Here is a 14313-nt window from a genome sequence, read left to right as displayed (position 1 = left end):
GGTTCATTCATGCACACGCTCGAACAGCTCTACGCCAATTCGCTCGCGCTCCTCACGGACCTCTACCAGCTCACCATGGCTTACGCCTACTGGAAGTCCGGGACCGACACGAAGGAAGCGGTGTTTCACCTCTCGTTCCGCGAGAACCCCTACCAGGGAGGCTTTGCCGTGGGTTGCGGCCTTGGGCACGTGGTGGGGGTGCTCACCCGTTTCGGGTTCGACGCCAGCGACCTCGAATATCTGTCGGGGCTGCGCGGCAACGACGGCGAGCGCATGTTCGAGGACGCCTTCCTGGACTACCTGCGGGAGGCCCGCTTCGTCTGCGACGTGGACGCGGTGCCGGAGGGAACGGTGGTGTTCCCTCACGAGCCCCTGGTGCGGGTGCGCGGCCCCATCCTGCAATGCCAGATCCTGGAGACGGTGCTGCTCAACATCCTCTGCTTCCAGACGCTCATCGCCACCAAGGCGGCGCGGGTGTGCCAGTCGGCGCGCGGGGAGTCCGTGCTGGAGTTCGGGCTCCGGCGCGCCCAGGGTTTCGACGGCGCCCTGGCGGCGAGCCGGGCGGCCTACGTGGGCGGGTGCGCGGGAACCTCCAACGCCCTGGCCGGCAAGCTCTTCGACATTCCGGTCAAGGGCACCCACGCACACAGTTGGGTGCTGTCGTTCAATGACGAGATGGAGGCCTTCGAGACCTACGCCGACGCCATGCCCAACAACTGCCTGCTGCTGGTGGACACGTTCGACAGCCTGAACGGGGTGCGCAAGGCCGTGGAGATCGGCCGCAAGCTGCGGCAGCGCGGCCACGAGATGGTGGGCATCCGGCTGGACTCGGGCGATCTGGCGTTCCTCAGCATCGAGGCGCGCCGCATCCTGGACGAGGCCGGTTTCCCCGAAGCGGTCATCGTCGGCAGCAACGACCTGGACGAGCACCTGATCGCGTCCCTCAAGGAGGAGGGCGCGCGCATCAACGTCTGGGGGGTGGGCACCCGGCTCGCCACGGCCTTCGACCAGCCCGCCCTCGGCGGCGTCTACAAGCTGTCGTGCGTCCGTTCCGCGGGCAACGGCAACGAATGGGTCAACAAGGTGAAGCTGTCCGAGCAGGCCGTCAAGGTGTCGACGCCCGGCATCCTCCAGACGCGGCGTTTTCGCCAGGGCGACCGGTACGTGGCGGATGCCATCTACGACGAGAACCTGGGCATCGCCGACGGCTGCACCATCGTCGACCCCATGAACATGACTCGCAGGAAACACATCGCCGCCGGCACCGAGTGCCAGGACCTGCTGGTGCCGGTGTTCCGCGGCGGCGAGCTGGTGTACGACGTACCCTCGGTGCACGCGGCCAAGGAGAAGACCCAGGCCGAGCTGTCGTGTTTCCATAACAGCATCAAGCGCCGGGTCAACCCGCACGAGTATCCCGTCGGGCTGGAGGCGCGACTCCACGAGATGAAGACCAGGCTCGTGCTCCAGGCCCGCGGCGACAACGGACTGGCCGGCCGGTGACGGCGGGCGGGACGCTGCTCCAAGGACCCTCATGAAGACGCTTGAGCAGATTCGCGGTCTGGCCGCGCAAGTGGGCCGGGAACGCCTCCGGTTCCTGGGCTTCATCACCCTGGCGCACCTCGCCATCCACTGGTTCATGCAGCTCATCACCATGCTCCTTCCCACCCTCAAGGCGGGCATGGGGCTCAACGACGTTCAGGTGGGCGGCCTGTCCTCCATGCGCATGTTCGGTCAGGCTGCCCTGGACGTTCCGTCCGGCATCATCGCCGACACCTGGGTGCGCCTGCGCGGGCTCATCGTGACTTCCTCGCTGGTGTGCATGGGGCTCTGCTACTGGGTGCTGGGGGCGTTGCCCGGGTATGGCTGGGCGCTGTTCGCCGTGGCGCTCCTGGCCACCGGCACCACGCTGTTTCATCCTGCGTCCGTGGCCTCGCTGTCGAACCGTTTCCCGGAGAGCCGGGGCACGGCCGTGGCGCTCTACGGCATGGGCGCCACCCTGGGCAACACCGTCACCTACCTGACCGTCGGCTTCCTGCTGGCCAGCTTCTCGTGGCAGGCCCTGGCGGAAAGCCAGCTCCTGGTGGCGCTGGCGTGCGCCGGCCTGGTGTGGCTGTACGGCGCGCGCATGTTCGAGGGCGACGAGGTTCCGACGAAGAAGCCCAGGCCGTTCCAGGAGCTCAAGGTGCTGGCGCGGAACCCCGCGATCCTGGTGGTGACGCTGGTGCGAAGCTTCAATCAGATGGCGCGCCAGGTGGCGATCACCTTCCTGCCCATCTACATCGTCGAGCACCTGGGCCTGTCCAACCCCGAGATGGGCATTTACCTGACGCCGATGGCGGTGTCGGGCCTGATCGCCCAGCCTATAATGGGAGTGCTGTCAGACCGGCTGGGCCGCAAGGTGGTTCTGGCGCCTTCGCTGGCGGCCCTTGGGCTTACCTATTTCCTGCTGCGATGGGCCGCCCCGGGCCTGGCCCTGGGGGCCGTCGTCTTCGCCATGGGATTTCTGTTCTACACGGTGGCCAACGTGACCACGACGGTCGCGCTGGACGTGGCCGACAAGGAGAGTCAGGCATCGTCCTTCGGACTGGTGTCCCTGGGCACACACATTCTCGTGGTTCCGGCGCCCACGCTGGCGGGATATCTCAGCGAGCGTTTCGGCATCATGGCCGCCTTTTTCTTCCCCGGCGTCTGCCTGCTCGTGGGCGCGTGCATGGTCATTCCCCTGCGGCTGCGCAGGGATTGACCGCTACGGCGTCCCGGTGTTAGTCCAACTTTCAACCCTGCCCACGGGAGGTTTGCCATGAGCGAGATTTCCGTTGTCGATGCCGACGGCCACCTGATCGAGTCCATACCCGAGATGGCCGAGTACATGGTGCCGGATGCCAAGGAGTACGCGCTGCATCCGCCGCGCAACCGCGCGGGTGTGTTCCCGTCCATCGACGGCATGCACTACCCCGAGACCGAGGAGATGACCGCGCAGAGCCGCGTCCACCCGGTGCGCGCCAGCGACGAACGCACGGGCTCGGGCGAGGACATCTTCGAGTTCGTCAAGAAGGCGGAGCTCACCGACTCGGTCCTCTACGCCACCGAGGGGCTGTCCCTGGGATTCATCCAGCAGCCGAGCTACGCGGTCAAGGTGTGCCGCGCCTACAACGACTACGTGACGGAGCGATACCGCGGCGTCAGCAAGCGGCTGCATCCCATCGCGCTGCTGCCCATGCAGGATCCCAAGGCCGCGGCCGCGGAGCTGCGCCGGTGCGTGAAGGAGTTGGGGCTCTTGGGCGGCATGCTTCCCTCCACCGGCCTGGGACTGCATCTCGGCCACGAGTTCTACGCGCCCGTGTACGAAGAGGCGGCGGAGCTGGGGTGCGCGCTGGGCATCCACGGAGGCTCCAACCGCGGCGTGGGCCTGGATTCGTTCAGCAGCCGGCTGGGCTCCCGGCTGTTGCATCACCCGGTGCCGCTGATGATCGCGCTGGTGTCGTTCATCTACCACGGCTGGTTCGACCGCTACCCGACCCTCAAGGTGGCGTTCCTGGAGGGCGGATGCGCCTGGCTCACCTGCATCGCCGACCGCATGGAGCGGGACGCGGAGCTGGAAGGGCTGTCGTGCAAGCCGCTGCCCGAATACATCGCGGGCGGGCAGATCCTCATCGGCTGCGAAGGCAACGACGCGAGCCTGCCGTACCTGGCCCGGCGCGTGGGCATCGAGCCCTTCGCGTACTCCTCGGACTATCCCCACGAGGTGGACCTGCCCGCGGCGCGGAAGATGATCGAGGAGACGCGCGACCACGCGGAGCTGTCGGAAGGGGACAAGGTCGCCGTCCTTGGGGACAACGCGCGCCGCTTCTACGGCCTCCACTGAGGCACCGCCTTTCGGCCGCGGCCGGGGCGTGATCGTTCATCTCTCCGGCGTCACCAAGCGCTTCGGCGAGCGGGTGGCGGTGGACGATCTGACCCTGAACGTGCCCGCGGGGGTCTGCTTCGGACTGCTGGGTCCCAACGGGGCGGGCAAGACCACGACGCTCCGGATGATCTACGGCGTCACCTTGCCCACGAGCGGGGAAGTGCGCGTCTTCGGCATGGACGCGGCGCGCCACGTGCGCGCGGTGCGGCGGCGGTTGGGCGTGACGCTCCAGCAGAACGTCTTCATCGAGACCATCTCGCCGCGCGCCAACCTCACCGTGTTCGGCCGCTACCACCTCATGGACGGCGCGGACCTGGCACGCCGGGTGGAAGAGCTTCTCGACTTCCTGGAGCTGCGCTCCCACGCGGACGTGCCGGTGAACAAGCTGTCCGGCGGCTATCAGCGCCGGTTGGCCGTGGCCCTCTCGCTGATGAACCGGCCGGAGCTGCTGATCCTCGACGAGCCTACCACCGGACTCGACCCGGCCGTACGGCTGGCGCTGTGGTCGCGGGTGCGCGAGCTGCGCCGGGGCGGCACCACCGTGCTCCTGACCACCCACTACATGGACGAGGCCCAGCGGCTGTGCGACGTCGTCGCCATCATGTCCGCCGGCGACGTCATCGCCCAGGGCGCGCCCGAAGCGCTCATCGAGCGCTACCTGGCGCAGGAGACCGTGGAGCTCGACGCCACCCCCGAGGAGGAGCACGCCCTCCTGCGCGGCCTCGAAGAGAGCCCGCCACGCTACCGCGCGGGCAACCGCACCATGCTCTACACGGACGAGGCCGGCCCGTTGCTGGAGCGTATCCGCAAGCGCCCGGGGTTCGACGACCGGGCGATGGTGGCACGTCCCACGAACCTGGAGGACGTCTTCCTCTCCCTCACCGGCACGCGCCTCGAGGACGACCGGTGACCCTGTCCTGGCGGCACGCCCTGTCGGTGTGGCGGCGCAACGCCACCATGTACCGCCGCACCTGGAGATGGAACATCCTGCCGAACTTCTTCGAGCCGGTGCTCTACCTCGTCTCTCTGGGCGTGGGCCTGGGCGCCTACATCACCACCATGGGCGGCACCTCCTACATCGAGTTCCTCGCTCCGGGGCTCGTGTGCGTGGCTGCCATGAACGGCGCGAGCTTCGAGGTGACCTACAACGTCTACGTGCGCATGAACATCGAGAAGGCCTACGACGCCATGCTCACCACCCCGATCCAGCCCGTGGACGTGGTCGCCGGCGAGCTGCTGTGGGCCATGACCCGGTCGTGCATGTACGGACTGTGCTTCGCGCTCGTGGTGGCCGTGGCCGGGCTCGCGCCGCTGCCGCAGGCCCTGTGGGTGCTGGCGGTGATACCGCTCACGGGCCTGCTCTTCTCCGCCATCGGGCTGGCCTTCACCCTGCGCATCGGCACCATGGAACTCTACAGCTTCTACTTCACCCTGTTCCTGACGCCGCTGTTCCTCTTCTCATCGGTCTTCTTCCCGTTGGAGGAACGCCTGTCCGCGTCCTGGCTATGGGTGGCCGAATGCCTGCCGCTGCTCCATCCCGTGCGGCTCGCCCGCGCCGCGTTCCACGGCCAGCCCTCCGCCACGCTCATCTGGGACGTGGCCTACATCCTGGTTCTCTCCGGCGCGCTGATCGCCTGGGCGACCCACCTCATGCGGCGCAAGCTGACCCAGTGACGGCTCAGGTGTCCCCAGCGCCCCGATACAACGAAGACTCCTTGTAGCGCTCGATGAAGAAGCGGGCGAGGACTCCGATGGCGGCGGTGGCCGGTATTGACAGCAGCATGCCCACGAAGCCGAAGAGGGCGCCGCCGGCGAGCAGGCCGAAGATCAGCCACAGGGGATGCACGGAGATGCGGCTGCCCATGACTCGCGGGGTCAGCACGTAGTCGGCCAGGATCTGACCCGCGAGAAAGATCCCCAGAACTACGGCGATGCGGACCCACTCCGGCCAGAACTGCAACAGGGCGACTCCCACCGACGAAATCAGCCCGAAGAGAGTTCCCACGTAGGGGATGAACGACAGGGCGCCGGTGACGAGTCCGATGGTGAGGCCGTAGTCGAGGCCCGCGAGCGAAAGGGCGACGCCGTAGAAGGCGGCCAGCGCGCCGCAGACGATGACCGAGCCGTGGAGGAACCCCTTGAGCACCACGTCGATGTTGCGCATGATGCCGCGCACCGCGTCGGCATGGTCGCGGGGCAGCCAGTCGTCCACGGTCTGGACGATGCCGGGCCACTGCCGCAGCACGTAGAAGGTGGTGAGGGGGGTGATGGTCAGGAGGGTGGCGACGTTGACGACCGCGGCGCCGCCCCCAAGAACGCCCTTGAGCAGCGCGAGCCCCAAGGCGGCCATGCGCTGCAGGTTCCCGGCCATGGTCTGGTGCAGGCCTTCGGGCTGGTCGGCGCCGATGGCGTTGAGCGCCCGGGTGAGGAGAGGGCCGACGGCCTCGATGAGGCGCGCGACGAGGCCGGGAAGCCGCTGAAGCAGGTCCGCGGCCTGCCCCGCCACCGGCGGGATCAGCAGCAGCAACAGCACCATGCCGCAGCCGAAGAAGCCGGCGCCGATGAGCACCGTGGCCGCGGTGCGGGAGCATCCCCGCCGCTCCAGCGCGGTGGCGGCCGGGTCCAGGGCGTAGGCGAGGGCGATGCCCAGCACGAAGGGGAACAGGATGGCGCTCAGGAGCCAGACCAGCAGCAGCGTCGCCGCCAGCACCAGCAGCCAGAACAGGGCTTGTGAGCGAGGGTTCATGGACTAAATTGGCGCCCCGTACGTTCCAGCCACCGTTTGCGGGTACTCATGGCCTTGCCCGCGCTGCCCTGCCGGCGGCGACGGGGGTCTCCAACCGCTCGTGACGGTCACTTCGCGCCCGGATCCCGAAGGCGCAGCCCCTTCGCGGCGCAAAAACGCGCCACTTCGCGTTCCAGCGTCTCAATGCCGTCGCAGGGAACGATCACCGAGGACGCGCGGTGGTCCAGCGCGCCGCCGGCAAGGCGGTCGGACCAACCGCCCGATCCCCCCAGGACGTAGATGGGCCGGGCGTGGATCCAGCCGAAGCACAACTCGGAAAGGGTGCCTGCGCCGCCGCCCACGGCCACGATGAAGTCGCCGGCCAGCGCCGTGAGCACGTTGCGCGCGTGGCCCAGGCCGGTGGGGATGACGACATCGCACCAGGGGTTGGCCGAGCGTGCGTCGGTGCCGGGCATGATCCCCACGGTGAGGCCGCCTGCTCCGGCGGCGCCGCGGGCGGCCGCTTCCATGACGCCGCCGCGGCCGCCGGTGATCAGGGTGATGCCGCGACGGGCCAGCATCTCGCCGGCCTGCTCGGCCAGCGCCAGGTTGTCGTAGGATGCGTCCGAGTCCCCTACCAGCGCGGCTTGGGCGAAGCGTGCGGCACCGGGCGTCACGAATCCTCCCCGACGGCCTGTACGCATAAGGGCTCAGCAATCCGCCGGTGCATTTTGCCGTGCCTCCGCGGGATACAGACCGTCAGCCCTCAGTCCAGCAGGTAGCCGAACTTCTCGCGCGCCTTGCGCACCACGTCCGGGCCGGGCGCGTTCACCTTGGGGTACCTGTCGAACCACTCGTAGGGACGGCAGGCGTCCACCACCACGCGGGAGTTGGTGAGGTCCTGTACCTTGCGCTGATCCGGCGTCACCCGCGGGTCGGCGGGGGACGTGCGCATCTTGCGCAGGATCTCGATGGAGGTCTCGGGATCGGTGCGGGTGAGCATGGCCCAGACCAGCTCGTCCAGGTTGGACACGTCGACGTCGTCGTCCACCACGATGACGAACTTGCAGCCGTACACCACCGAGCCGCAGGACGACGCGAGCACCCCCGCCTGCCTGGCGTGGCCGGGGTAGCGCTGCTTGATGCCGATGCCGTGCAGCAGGCGCGAGGCGCCGACCTCGTGGCACCACACTTGGGTGACGTCGGGCACGCCGGCGTTGGCCAGCTCGTGCTTGAGCATGGCCGAGCGCATGATGGCCCGGTAGCGGGCCATCTCGTCGGACCCCGCGCCCAGCGGCGGCACCCCCAGGATGATGGGATCGTTGCGGTGGTAGATGGCGCGGATGTCCAGGGTGGGCTGCGCGCTGGCGCCGCCGGCATAGTAGCCGGTCCATTCCCCGAACGGCCCTTCCACCGCGCGTTCGTCCTCGGTCAGGAACCCTTCCAGCACGATCTCCGCGTTGGCGGGGATAGGCAGTCCGGTGACCTGGCCGCGCACCACTTCCACGGGGGTGCCGCGCAGCCCGCCGACCACGTCGAACTCGCACACGCCGTAGGGGAACTCCGTGCCCCCCACGAAGAACGACATGGGGTCGCTGCCCACCACCAGGGCGACGGGCATGGGCTGGCCCTTGTCGAAGTACTTCTTGCGGTGCATGTAGGCGTGCTTGCCCGGCACGAACAGCAGGCTCACCGACTTCGGGCCCTGCACCATGGCGCGGTAGGTGCCGACGTTGATCCAGCGTTCCTCCGGGTCGATGGTGACGCAGAAGCAGCCGGTGCCGATGTAGCGCCCGCCGTCGTCCCGGTGCCACTTGGGGGTGGGGAACTTCATGACGTCGATGTCGTCGCCGGTGAGGATGTTCTCGAACACCGGCCCGTCGTCCACCACCACGTGGGGCAATCGCCGCTGCACCTTGATGTAGTGGTCGAAGAAGGCCTGGCTGAGCTCCTGCTTGGTGAGGTGCTCGGGGAATCCCAGCGTCATGTTCCGGCGCTTGCCGGCGAAGGTGTTGATCAGGACCCGGAAACCCCTGGGACAGCCGGGGACCTCGTCGAAGAGCACGGCAGGGCCGTCGTCGACGCGGATGACCGCGTCGGCGGCGAGGCCGATGTCCTCTTCCCAGCTCGCCCCGGTGACGGTGCGGAGCTCGCCCAGGGCGTCGGCCCGGGCCATCCATTCGCGAAGATCGTGGTAAGGGAGTCTGGCTTCCATGTTGGCGACCGTGGACATGTTTCCGCCCGCCCTCAGGCCGCCATGGACTTGATGCGTTCCACCGCCTCGTCCACGAGGTCGTCGGTGGTCTCGTTGGCGCCGATGATGCCGACCCGGGACTTGCCCGTGAACCAGGACCGGTCCAGGTCTTCGAGCTTTTCGATGCGGTAGACGTTGTCGTTGAAGGCCTTTGCCACCTCCTCCATGCGGTTGGTCATGCCCTCGGTCCAGCCGAAGATGACCACCGCCTCCACATCGCGCGCCAGTTCCTCGACCTTGGGAAGCCTTTGCAGCGAGTCGATGCAGGCGGTGTTGCGGATGCGCACGTTGGCGAAACGCTCAAGGATCCGGGTCATGATACCGGTGTAGCTCTCCATCCAGAACGTCGTCTGGACGATGACCCCCACGGGCTCGAACCGGGTAAGGCGGATGTCGTCGACGTCCTCCGCCTTCTCGACGATGAACACCTCCCGCTCCTTCTCCTTGGCGATGCCCATGAGGCGCGGGATACCGTGGTGCGAGCGGCTGCTCAGGATCACCAGGTGGCAGCCCTGGTCCAGCAGCTCAAGCTCCGCCTCCTCCTGCTGAACGACGAACGGACAGGTGGCGTCGGCCAGCAGTTCCAGGCCTTGTTCCTTCGCTTGCCTGCGGATCTCCGGGGGCGCGCCGCGCACGCCGTAGATGAGCTTCTCGTCCTGGATGGAGTCCATGTCGTTGGTGGAGCGGATGCCGTCTTCGTCCTCCAGCGACTTGAAGGCGATGAAGTCGTTCTCGGGCCGGAGGGACCACACGGCGATGCCGCTGCCGTACTTCTCCACCATCTTCTGGTGCATCGCCCCGGCCCGGTGCACGCCCACGCACAGACCCGACGGCGGAATCCCCTTGGTCCCCTTGAAGTCGACCTTGACCACTTCCATGAAAGCCTCCTCGCTGAACCGAGTCGTTGCGGAATGTTTGCAAATCGGAAGGGCGAGTGTGGACCCTGGTCAAGATCAGCCGCGGCTGATCTTGACCAGGGGTGAAAACAGCCGTCAGCCTTGGGCGACCCGCGCTTTCTCGGCCTCGACGGCGACGTCGGTGAGGTACTCTTCCTGCTCCACGATGGTGTAGAGGGCGAGGGATCCGTCGTCCTTCACGGGTCTGCCGCCGAAGAAGTGGAAGGCGTGCCCGTCCCAGTCGTAGAATTCGTCGCCGCGCTCGAACATGGCCTTCCAGCGGTAGCCTACCGGGCTGCGGTGCAGGCCGGTGCGCGCCGGCAGGGCGTCCTCCTGCTCCAGGGTGAGGGTGTCGTCTTCCTTGGCCATGGCTTCCTCGGGCAGGGTCTCCCACATGCGCCGGTAGTTGGGCATGAACTCATCCGCCCGCACGGTCAGCGCCGTGTGCATGTCCCACCAGGGTCCGTGCCCGGCCACGCGCTCGTCCACCTCGTCCGTGAGCTTGTAGATGAGCCGGCCGCCGGCGTGCAGCCGCAGCACCAGGTTCCCCTCGGCCACGTTGGGGTTCACTTCCGGTTCCAGGGCGCAATACTTGCCAAAGAAATCGGCGGTGCGGCCCAGGTCCCGGGAGCCGTACACGGCGTGGCTGATGCGCCCGACGCCCTCGGTGGTGCACATTTCCATGGCGCCTTCGGGCATGTGCTCCGGGGCCCAGAACTCGAACTGGTTGCCGTCGGGGTCGGCGAAGTGGATCACCGTGCCCTCGTCGCCGCCGTCCGCGGTCCGGACCGGGTCGGTGTGGGGAATGTCGTGGCGCTCGAGCCGCTTGACGTGCCGGTCCACGTCCTCGGGGCGGATGTAGAAGCCGCAACGCGGCAACTCCTCGCCCAGGGGCTTGGCGGTCGGGTAGACCTCGGGCTGGAGGAACGCGCCGATGCGGCAGGACTCGCCATCCCACCACAGGAAGCACATGATCGGGACGTCCTTCTGTCGTGCCTTGGTGGTGATGCCGCGGATCGGCCGCCGGGTGATGCCGGTGGCGTTCACCGCCCAGTCGACCCACTCCACCATGTCGTTGGTGCCCACGATAAAATGATCGATCCAATGCACGACGCCGCGTGGCTCATTTCTTTCCATCGGTCACCTCCTGCGGGCCGTCAGGCCCGGAAATCCCTGAGGGTGGACGCATGCCTGTCCATGGCACGCCGATACCAAACCGGTTTGTCGGTGTCAACGATCTGCGAAGCCTGTCGCGCGGGCGGGCGTGTGGGAGAGACCGCGGTTTGCCGTAGTTCCCGGCTCAGTTGCCAAGCGACTTCATGTACTCGATGACGTCGCGGCGGTCCTTCTCCTTGAAGTATTTCATGGTCATGCGCGACTTGACCTTGGGGTCCTTCAGAAACTTGCGGAGAAATTTCTTGGGATGCCTGAGGTACTCGAACAGGGTCTCGTCCTTCCAGACCAGGCCCTCCTTCCCCGCCCGTACGTAAGCCGGCGAGTATCGGAACCCCTTCGCCGTTCCCGCGGCCCGGCCCAGGACCTCGTGGAGGGTGGGTCCGGTCTTGTGCTTGCCCTCCACGTCGGTATGGCACACGAGGCAGCGCTTGAAGACCTTCTTGCCGGCTGCGACGTCGCCCTCGGCGAAGGCCGCGTTCGCCCCCAGAGCCGCCCAGGCCAGAGCCGCGGACAACAGGAAAACGCCTCGTACCATGGTGGCTCCTCCCCTCTGCGTGACCCTCCTTCCAATTTAGGTAGTGTCGTCGGGAATTGAAAGAGGCACGGGAGACACCCGGGAGCGGTTTCTCGTTGTCTCGTGGGGCACGGCAGTGGTATCATCGAGCTTGGGAATCGGTGTCCGGGGATGAACGCGAGGGGTGCCGTTCGAGCCCATTCCCGACACCGGCGACTTGACGCGACTACGGAAGGCCCTGTGCGACGGTTGGCGCGGAAGGTGCGCTCATGAGACTGACTCTCGGGTTGGTTCTGGTGTCTCTGGTGGGGTTGGCCGCTCCCGTGCCCGGCGCGGGTTCCGTGGGTGACAAGACCGTGGCGGCGGCCCGCGCCGAGTTGGGCAAGAGGCTGTTCTACGACGAGCGGCTTTCCGGCGACGTCAATTTCGCCTGCGCGACCTGCCACCAGCCGGACAAGGCGTTCAGCGACGGGCAGCCCCTGTCCGCCGCCTACACCGGGGCCGCCCACTTCCGCAATACTCCCACTCTGGCCAACGTCGGCCGTCGCGCCGCGTGGATGCACGACGGCCGGCTGGGCACGAACCTCAACGACGTCACTCGCGAGATGCTCACCGAGACCTACCTCATGAACATGGACATGAGGCTCATGCAGGAACGTCTCAAGCAGGATCCGGTCTACGGGAAGATGTTCCGGGCCGCCGGACTCGGCGAGCCGTCCAACGGCGGCGCCCGCCGGGCTCTGGCCGCGTTCCTGGACACCATCGTCTCCCGCGGCACGCCCGTCGACACGGGCAGGCTGTCCGCCGCCGCCCGCCGGGGGCAGGCACTGTTCCAGGGCCGCGCGGGGTGTGCCGCGTGTCACTCGGGGCCGCGTTTCACCGACGACAAGCCGCACAACACCGGAGTTCCGGACAATCCGGAGATCTGGGCCGACCCCAGGAGGCACTCCGCGTTCGTGACCTACGCCAAGTTCATGGGCATCGAGAACTACATGAGCCTGCGCGAGGACCCTGGCGCCTATGTGCGCACCCACCGGCCGGAGACCCGCCGCAGCTTCCTCACGCCGACCCTGCGCGAGCTCAAGTGGACGGCGCCTTACATGCACAACGGCGTGTTCCGGTCGCTGGAGGAGGTCGTGGATTTCTATGACGCCGGCGGCGGCGACGATCCGTTGAAGGACCCGCGACTCAAGCCGCTCGGATTGACGCCTGAAGAGAAGGCCGATCTCCTGGCTTTTCTCGATGCGCTGAGCGGCGAGACGTTCGACGTAGACGAATTCGTCTGGCGCGCGGACGACTACGACTACAAGCCGGTCCGGAACTGGCGCAGGGCACCGAACTAAGGGAGATGGCCGTGAACCGCTTCCGAACGATTCTCGCCATCGCGGCAGCCGCTGTGCTGGCGGCGGCCGCGCCGGCGGGCGCGGTGCGACCGCCGGGGTTGGCTCCCCTGGGTCCGCCCCCCGTCCCCGCGGACAACCCGATGTCGGCGGAGAAGGTCGAGCTCGGCAAGCTGCTGTTCTTCGATCCCATCCTCTCGGGCAACTACGCCATGCCGTGCGCGGTCTGCCACTTTCCCGAGGCGGGTTGGTCGGTCCCGGAACCCGTCAGCACGGGCTACCCCGGCACCATACACTGGCGCAACAGCCAGACCATCATCAACGCAGCCTATTACGGCAAGCTCTTCTGGGCTGGGTCTTCCAGGTCGCTGGAGTCCCAGGCGCGCTCCGCGGCCCGGGGCGCGGTGGCGGGGAACGGCGAGGACGACATGATGGAGGCGCGGCTTGCCTTCGTGCCCGAGTACCGGCGACGGTTCAAGGAGGTCTTCGGCGACGACTGGCCCAACATCCGCCACGCCTACATGGCCATCGCCGCCTTCGAGCGCACCCTGGTGCAGACCGACACGCCCTTCGACCGCTACATGCGCGGCGACGATGCCGCGCTCAACGCGTCGCAGAAACGGGGCCTCGCGCTGTTCTCGGGCAAGGCCAACTGCATCGCCTGTCACAGCGGGCCGCTGCTGACCGACGAGAAGTACCACAACGTGGGCGTGCCCCCATACAACGGCTGGGAGGACGACGCGGTGGCGCAGATTACCTTCCGCTTCGAGCTCTATGCCAAGGGCGTCACCGAAGACATGTACCGCAAGACCAAGGACGACCCCGGTCTCTACTTCCGAGCCAAGGATAGGAAGCACCTGGGCAAGTTCCGCACCCCGAGCCTGCGCTACACCAAGTACACGGCGCCCTACATGCACAACGGCATGATCGAGACCCTGCGCGACGTCGTCGAGTTCTACAACGGCGGCGGCGGCGAGAACGAGTTCGCCGCCACCAAGAGCCCGCTGATCCGGCCCTTGGGCCTCACCGGCGCGGAGATGGACGACCTGGTGGCCTTCCTCGAAAGCCTCTCGGGCGAGGAAATCTTGATGGAGACGCCGGATCTCCCGGTGATGCAGCCGCTGCCGCCTCCGGGCGGGAAGGGGTCGTAGGAGACTGTTCGAGGAAGTGAGCTGTCCTTCGACTTCGCTCCGCTACGCTCAAGACGAACGGTTGTGACAGCCTGTCTCCGTTCGTCCTGAGCGTAGCGAAGCGAAGTCGAAGGACGTGACGTCGCTCGAATGCCGGAGGACAAATACCATGACGATATCCTGCCGAAACCTCCCCGGCCCCACGGGCGTCGAGGAAAAGGAAGGCTCGGCGCCCTGCCTCGTGAGCCGGCGCAGCTTCCTCCTGTGGAGCGGCATCACCACCGCGGTGATCATGACCGGCATCCCCGGACGTCCCGGGGCGCAGACGCCGGCGGTGGTGTCCACCTACCCGCGCAAGCTCATCGGCAAGC

At 67.4% G+C, this 14313-nt stretch carries 14 protein-coding genes; 8 read left to right on the top strand and 6 right to left on the bottom strand.

The annotated features are described in order from the left end of the window. The first annotated feature begins 9 nt into the window (after positions 1–9). Genes OXU42_10930 through OXU42_10910 form a run of 5 tightly spaced genes read left to right on the top strand, consistent with a single transcriptional unit; the run spans position 10 to position 5581 of the window. Positions 10–1500 carry a nicotinate phosphoribosyltransferase gene (locus OXU42_10930; GenBank protein MDE0029899.1) on the top strand — a complete coding sequence of 497 codons (1491 nt, stop codon included), beginning with the start codon at positions 10–12 and terminating at the stop codon, positions 1498–1500. A gap of 31 nt (positions 1501–1531) precedes the next feature. Then, entirely contained in the window at positions 1532–2743 is a 1212-nt protein-coding gene (locus OXU42_10925; protein MDE0029898.1) for an MFS transporter, read from the top strand. Positions 2744–2800: 57 nt separating this feature from the next. Next, a complete protein-coding gene (locus OXU42_10920) occupies positions 2801–3865 on the top strand; it encodes an amidohydrolase family protein (protein MDE0029897.1) in 1065 nt (354 codons plus the stop codon). Between the two features lie 28 nt (positions 3866–3893). Next, the gene (locus OXU42_10915; protein ID MDE0029896.1) at positions 3894–4817 is read left to right on the top strand and encodes an ABC transporter ATP-binding protein; all 924 of its coding nucleotides are present in this window, start codon (positions 3894–3896) and stop codon (positions 4815–4817) included. Further along, the gene (locus OXU42_10910) at positions 4814–5581 is read left to right on the top strand and encodes an ABC transporter permease (protein MDE0029895.1); all 768 of its coding nucleotides are present in this window, start codon (positions 4814–4816) and stop codon (positions 5579–5581) included. The genes OXU42_10915 and OXU42_10910 overlap by 4 nt, the downstream gene beginning before the upstream one ends. 4 nt (positions 5582–5585) lie before the next feature. Here the strand turns inward: OXU42_10910 and OXU42_10905 are convergent, their stop codons facing one another. From OXU42_10905 to OXU42_10880, 6 genes are all read right to left on the bottom strand, one after another. Then, positions 5586–6653 (bottom strand): AI-2E family transporter, encoded by a 1068-nt coding sequence (locus OXU42_10905; GenBank protein ID MDE0029894.1) that lies wholly within the window; start codon positions 6651–6653, stop codon positions 5586–5588. 107 nt (positions 6654–6760) lie between these two features. After that, the gene (locus OXU42_10900; GenBank protein MDE0029893.1) at positions 6761–7309 is read right to left on the bottom strand and encodes a TIGR00725 family protein; all 549 of its coding nucleotides are present in this window, start codon (positions 7307–7309) and stop codon (positions 6761–6763) included. A gap of 89 nt (positions 7310–7398) precedes the next feature. Continuing rightward, positions 7399–8865: a UbiD family decarboxylase gene (locus OXU42_10895; GenBank protein MDE0029892.1), complete on the bottom strand. Its 1467-nt coding sequence runs from the start codon at positions 8863–8865 to the stop codon at positions 7399–7401. A 14-nt stretch (positions 8866–8879) separates the two neighbouring features. Beyond that, positions 8880–9764 (bottom strand): hypothetical protein, encoded by an 885-nt coding sequence (locus tag OXU42_10890; GenBank protein ID MDE0029891.1) that lies wholly within the window; start codon positions 9762–9764, stop codon positions 8880–8882. Between the two features lie 114 nt (positions 9765–9878). Beyond that, positions 9879–10919, bottom strand: coding sequence for a hypothetical protein (locus OXU42_10885; protein ID MDE0029890.1), 1041 nt, complete (start codon positions 10917–10919; stop codon positions 9879–9881). 163 nt (positions 10920–11082) lie between these two features. Then, positions 11083–11493 (bottom strand): c-type cytochrome, encoded by a 411-nt coding sequence (locus OXU42_10880; GenBank protein ID MDE0029889.1) that lies wholly within the window; start codon positions 11491–11493, stop codon positions 11083–11085. Between the two features lie 248 nt (positions 11494–11741). Between OXU42_10880 and OXU42_10875 the strand changes: the two genes are divergently transcribed. From OXU42_10875 to OXU42_10865, 3 genes are all read left to right on the top strand, one after another. Beyond that, a complete protein-coding gene (locus OXU42_10875) occupies positions 11742–12815 on the top strand; it encodes a c-type cytochrome (GenBank protein ID MDE0029888.1) in 1074 nt (357 codons plus the stop codon). A gap of 38 nt (positions 12816–12853) precedes the next feature. Next, positions 12854–13963, top strand: coding sequence for a c-type cytochrome (locus tag OXU42_10870; GenBank protein MDE0029887.1), 1110 nt, complete (start codon positions 12854–12856; stop codon positions 13961–13963). Between the two features lie 148 nt (positions 13964–14111). Beyond that, on the top strand, positions 14112–14313 hold a 202-nt coding region (locus OXU42_10865; protein ID MDE0029886.1), incomplete at its 3' end, for a hypothetical protein.

It is taken from the genome of Deltaproteobacteria bacterium (assembly GCA_028818775.1).
In the GTDB taxonomy this organism is placed as follows: domain Bacteria; phylum Desulfobacterota; class Binatia; order UBA9968; family JAJDTQ01; genus JAJDTQ01.
Note: the sequence above shows the minus strand (reverse complement) of the source record. Positions and strands in the feature narration are given on the sequence as shown.

Excerpts from the sequence above, each read along its gene's own strand:
- OXU42_10930 (MDE0029899.1), top strand. The coding sequence starts at position 10 with ATGCACACGCTCGAACAGCTCTACGCCAATTCGCTCGCGCTCCTCACG.
- OXU42_10925 (MDE0029898.1), top strand. The coding sequence starts at position 1,532 with ATGAAGACGCTTGAGCAGATTCGCGGTCTGGCCGCGCAAGTGGGCCGG.
- OXU42_10920 (MDE0029897.1), top strand. The coding sequence starts at position 2,801 with ATGAGCGAGATTTCCGTTGTCGATGCCGACGGCCACCTGATCGAGTCC.
- OXU42_10905 (MDE0029894.1), bottom strand. The coding sequence starts at position 6,653 with ATGAACCCTCGCTCACAAGCCCTGTTCTGGCTGCTGGTGCTGGCGGCG.
- OXU42_10895 (MDE0029892.1), bottom strand. The coding sequence starts at position 8,865 with ATGTCCACGGTCGCCAACATGGAAGCCAGACTCCCTTACCACGATCTT.
- OXU42_10890 (MDE0029891.1), bottom strand. The coding sequence starts at position 9,764 with ATGGAAGTGGTCAAGGTCGACTTCAAGGGGACCAAGGGGATTCCGCCG.
- OXU42_10885 (MDE0029890.1), bottom strand. The coding sequence starts at position 10,919 with ATGGAAAGAAATGAGCCACGCGGCGTCGTGCATTGGATCGATCATTTT.
- OXU42_10880 (MDE0029889.1), bottom strand. The coding sequence starts at position 11,493 with ATGGTACGAGGCGTTTTCCTGTTGTCCGCGGCTCTGGCCTGGGCGGCT.
- OXU42_10875 (MDE0029888.1), top strand. The coding sequence starts at position 11,742 with ATGAGACTGACTCTCGGGTTGGTTCTGGTGTCTCTGGTGGGGTTGGCC.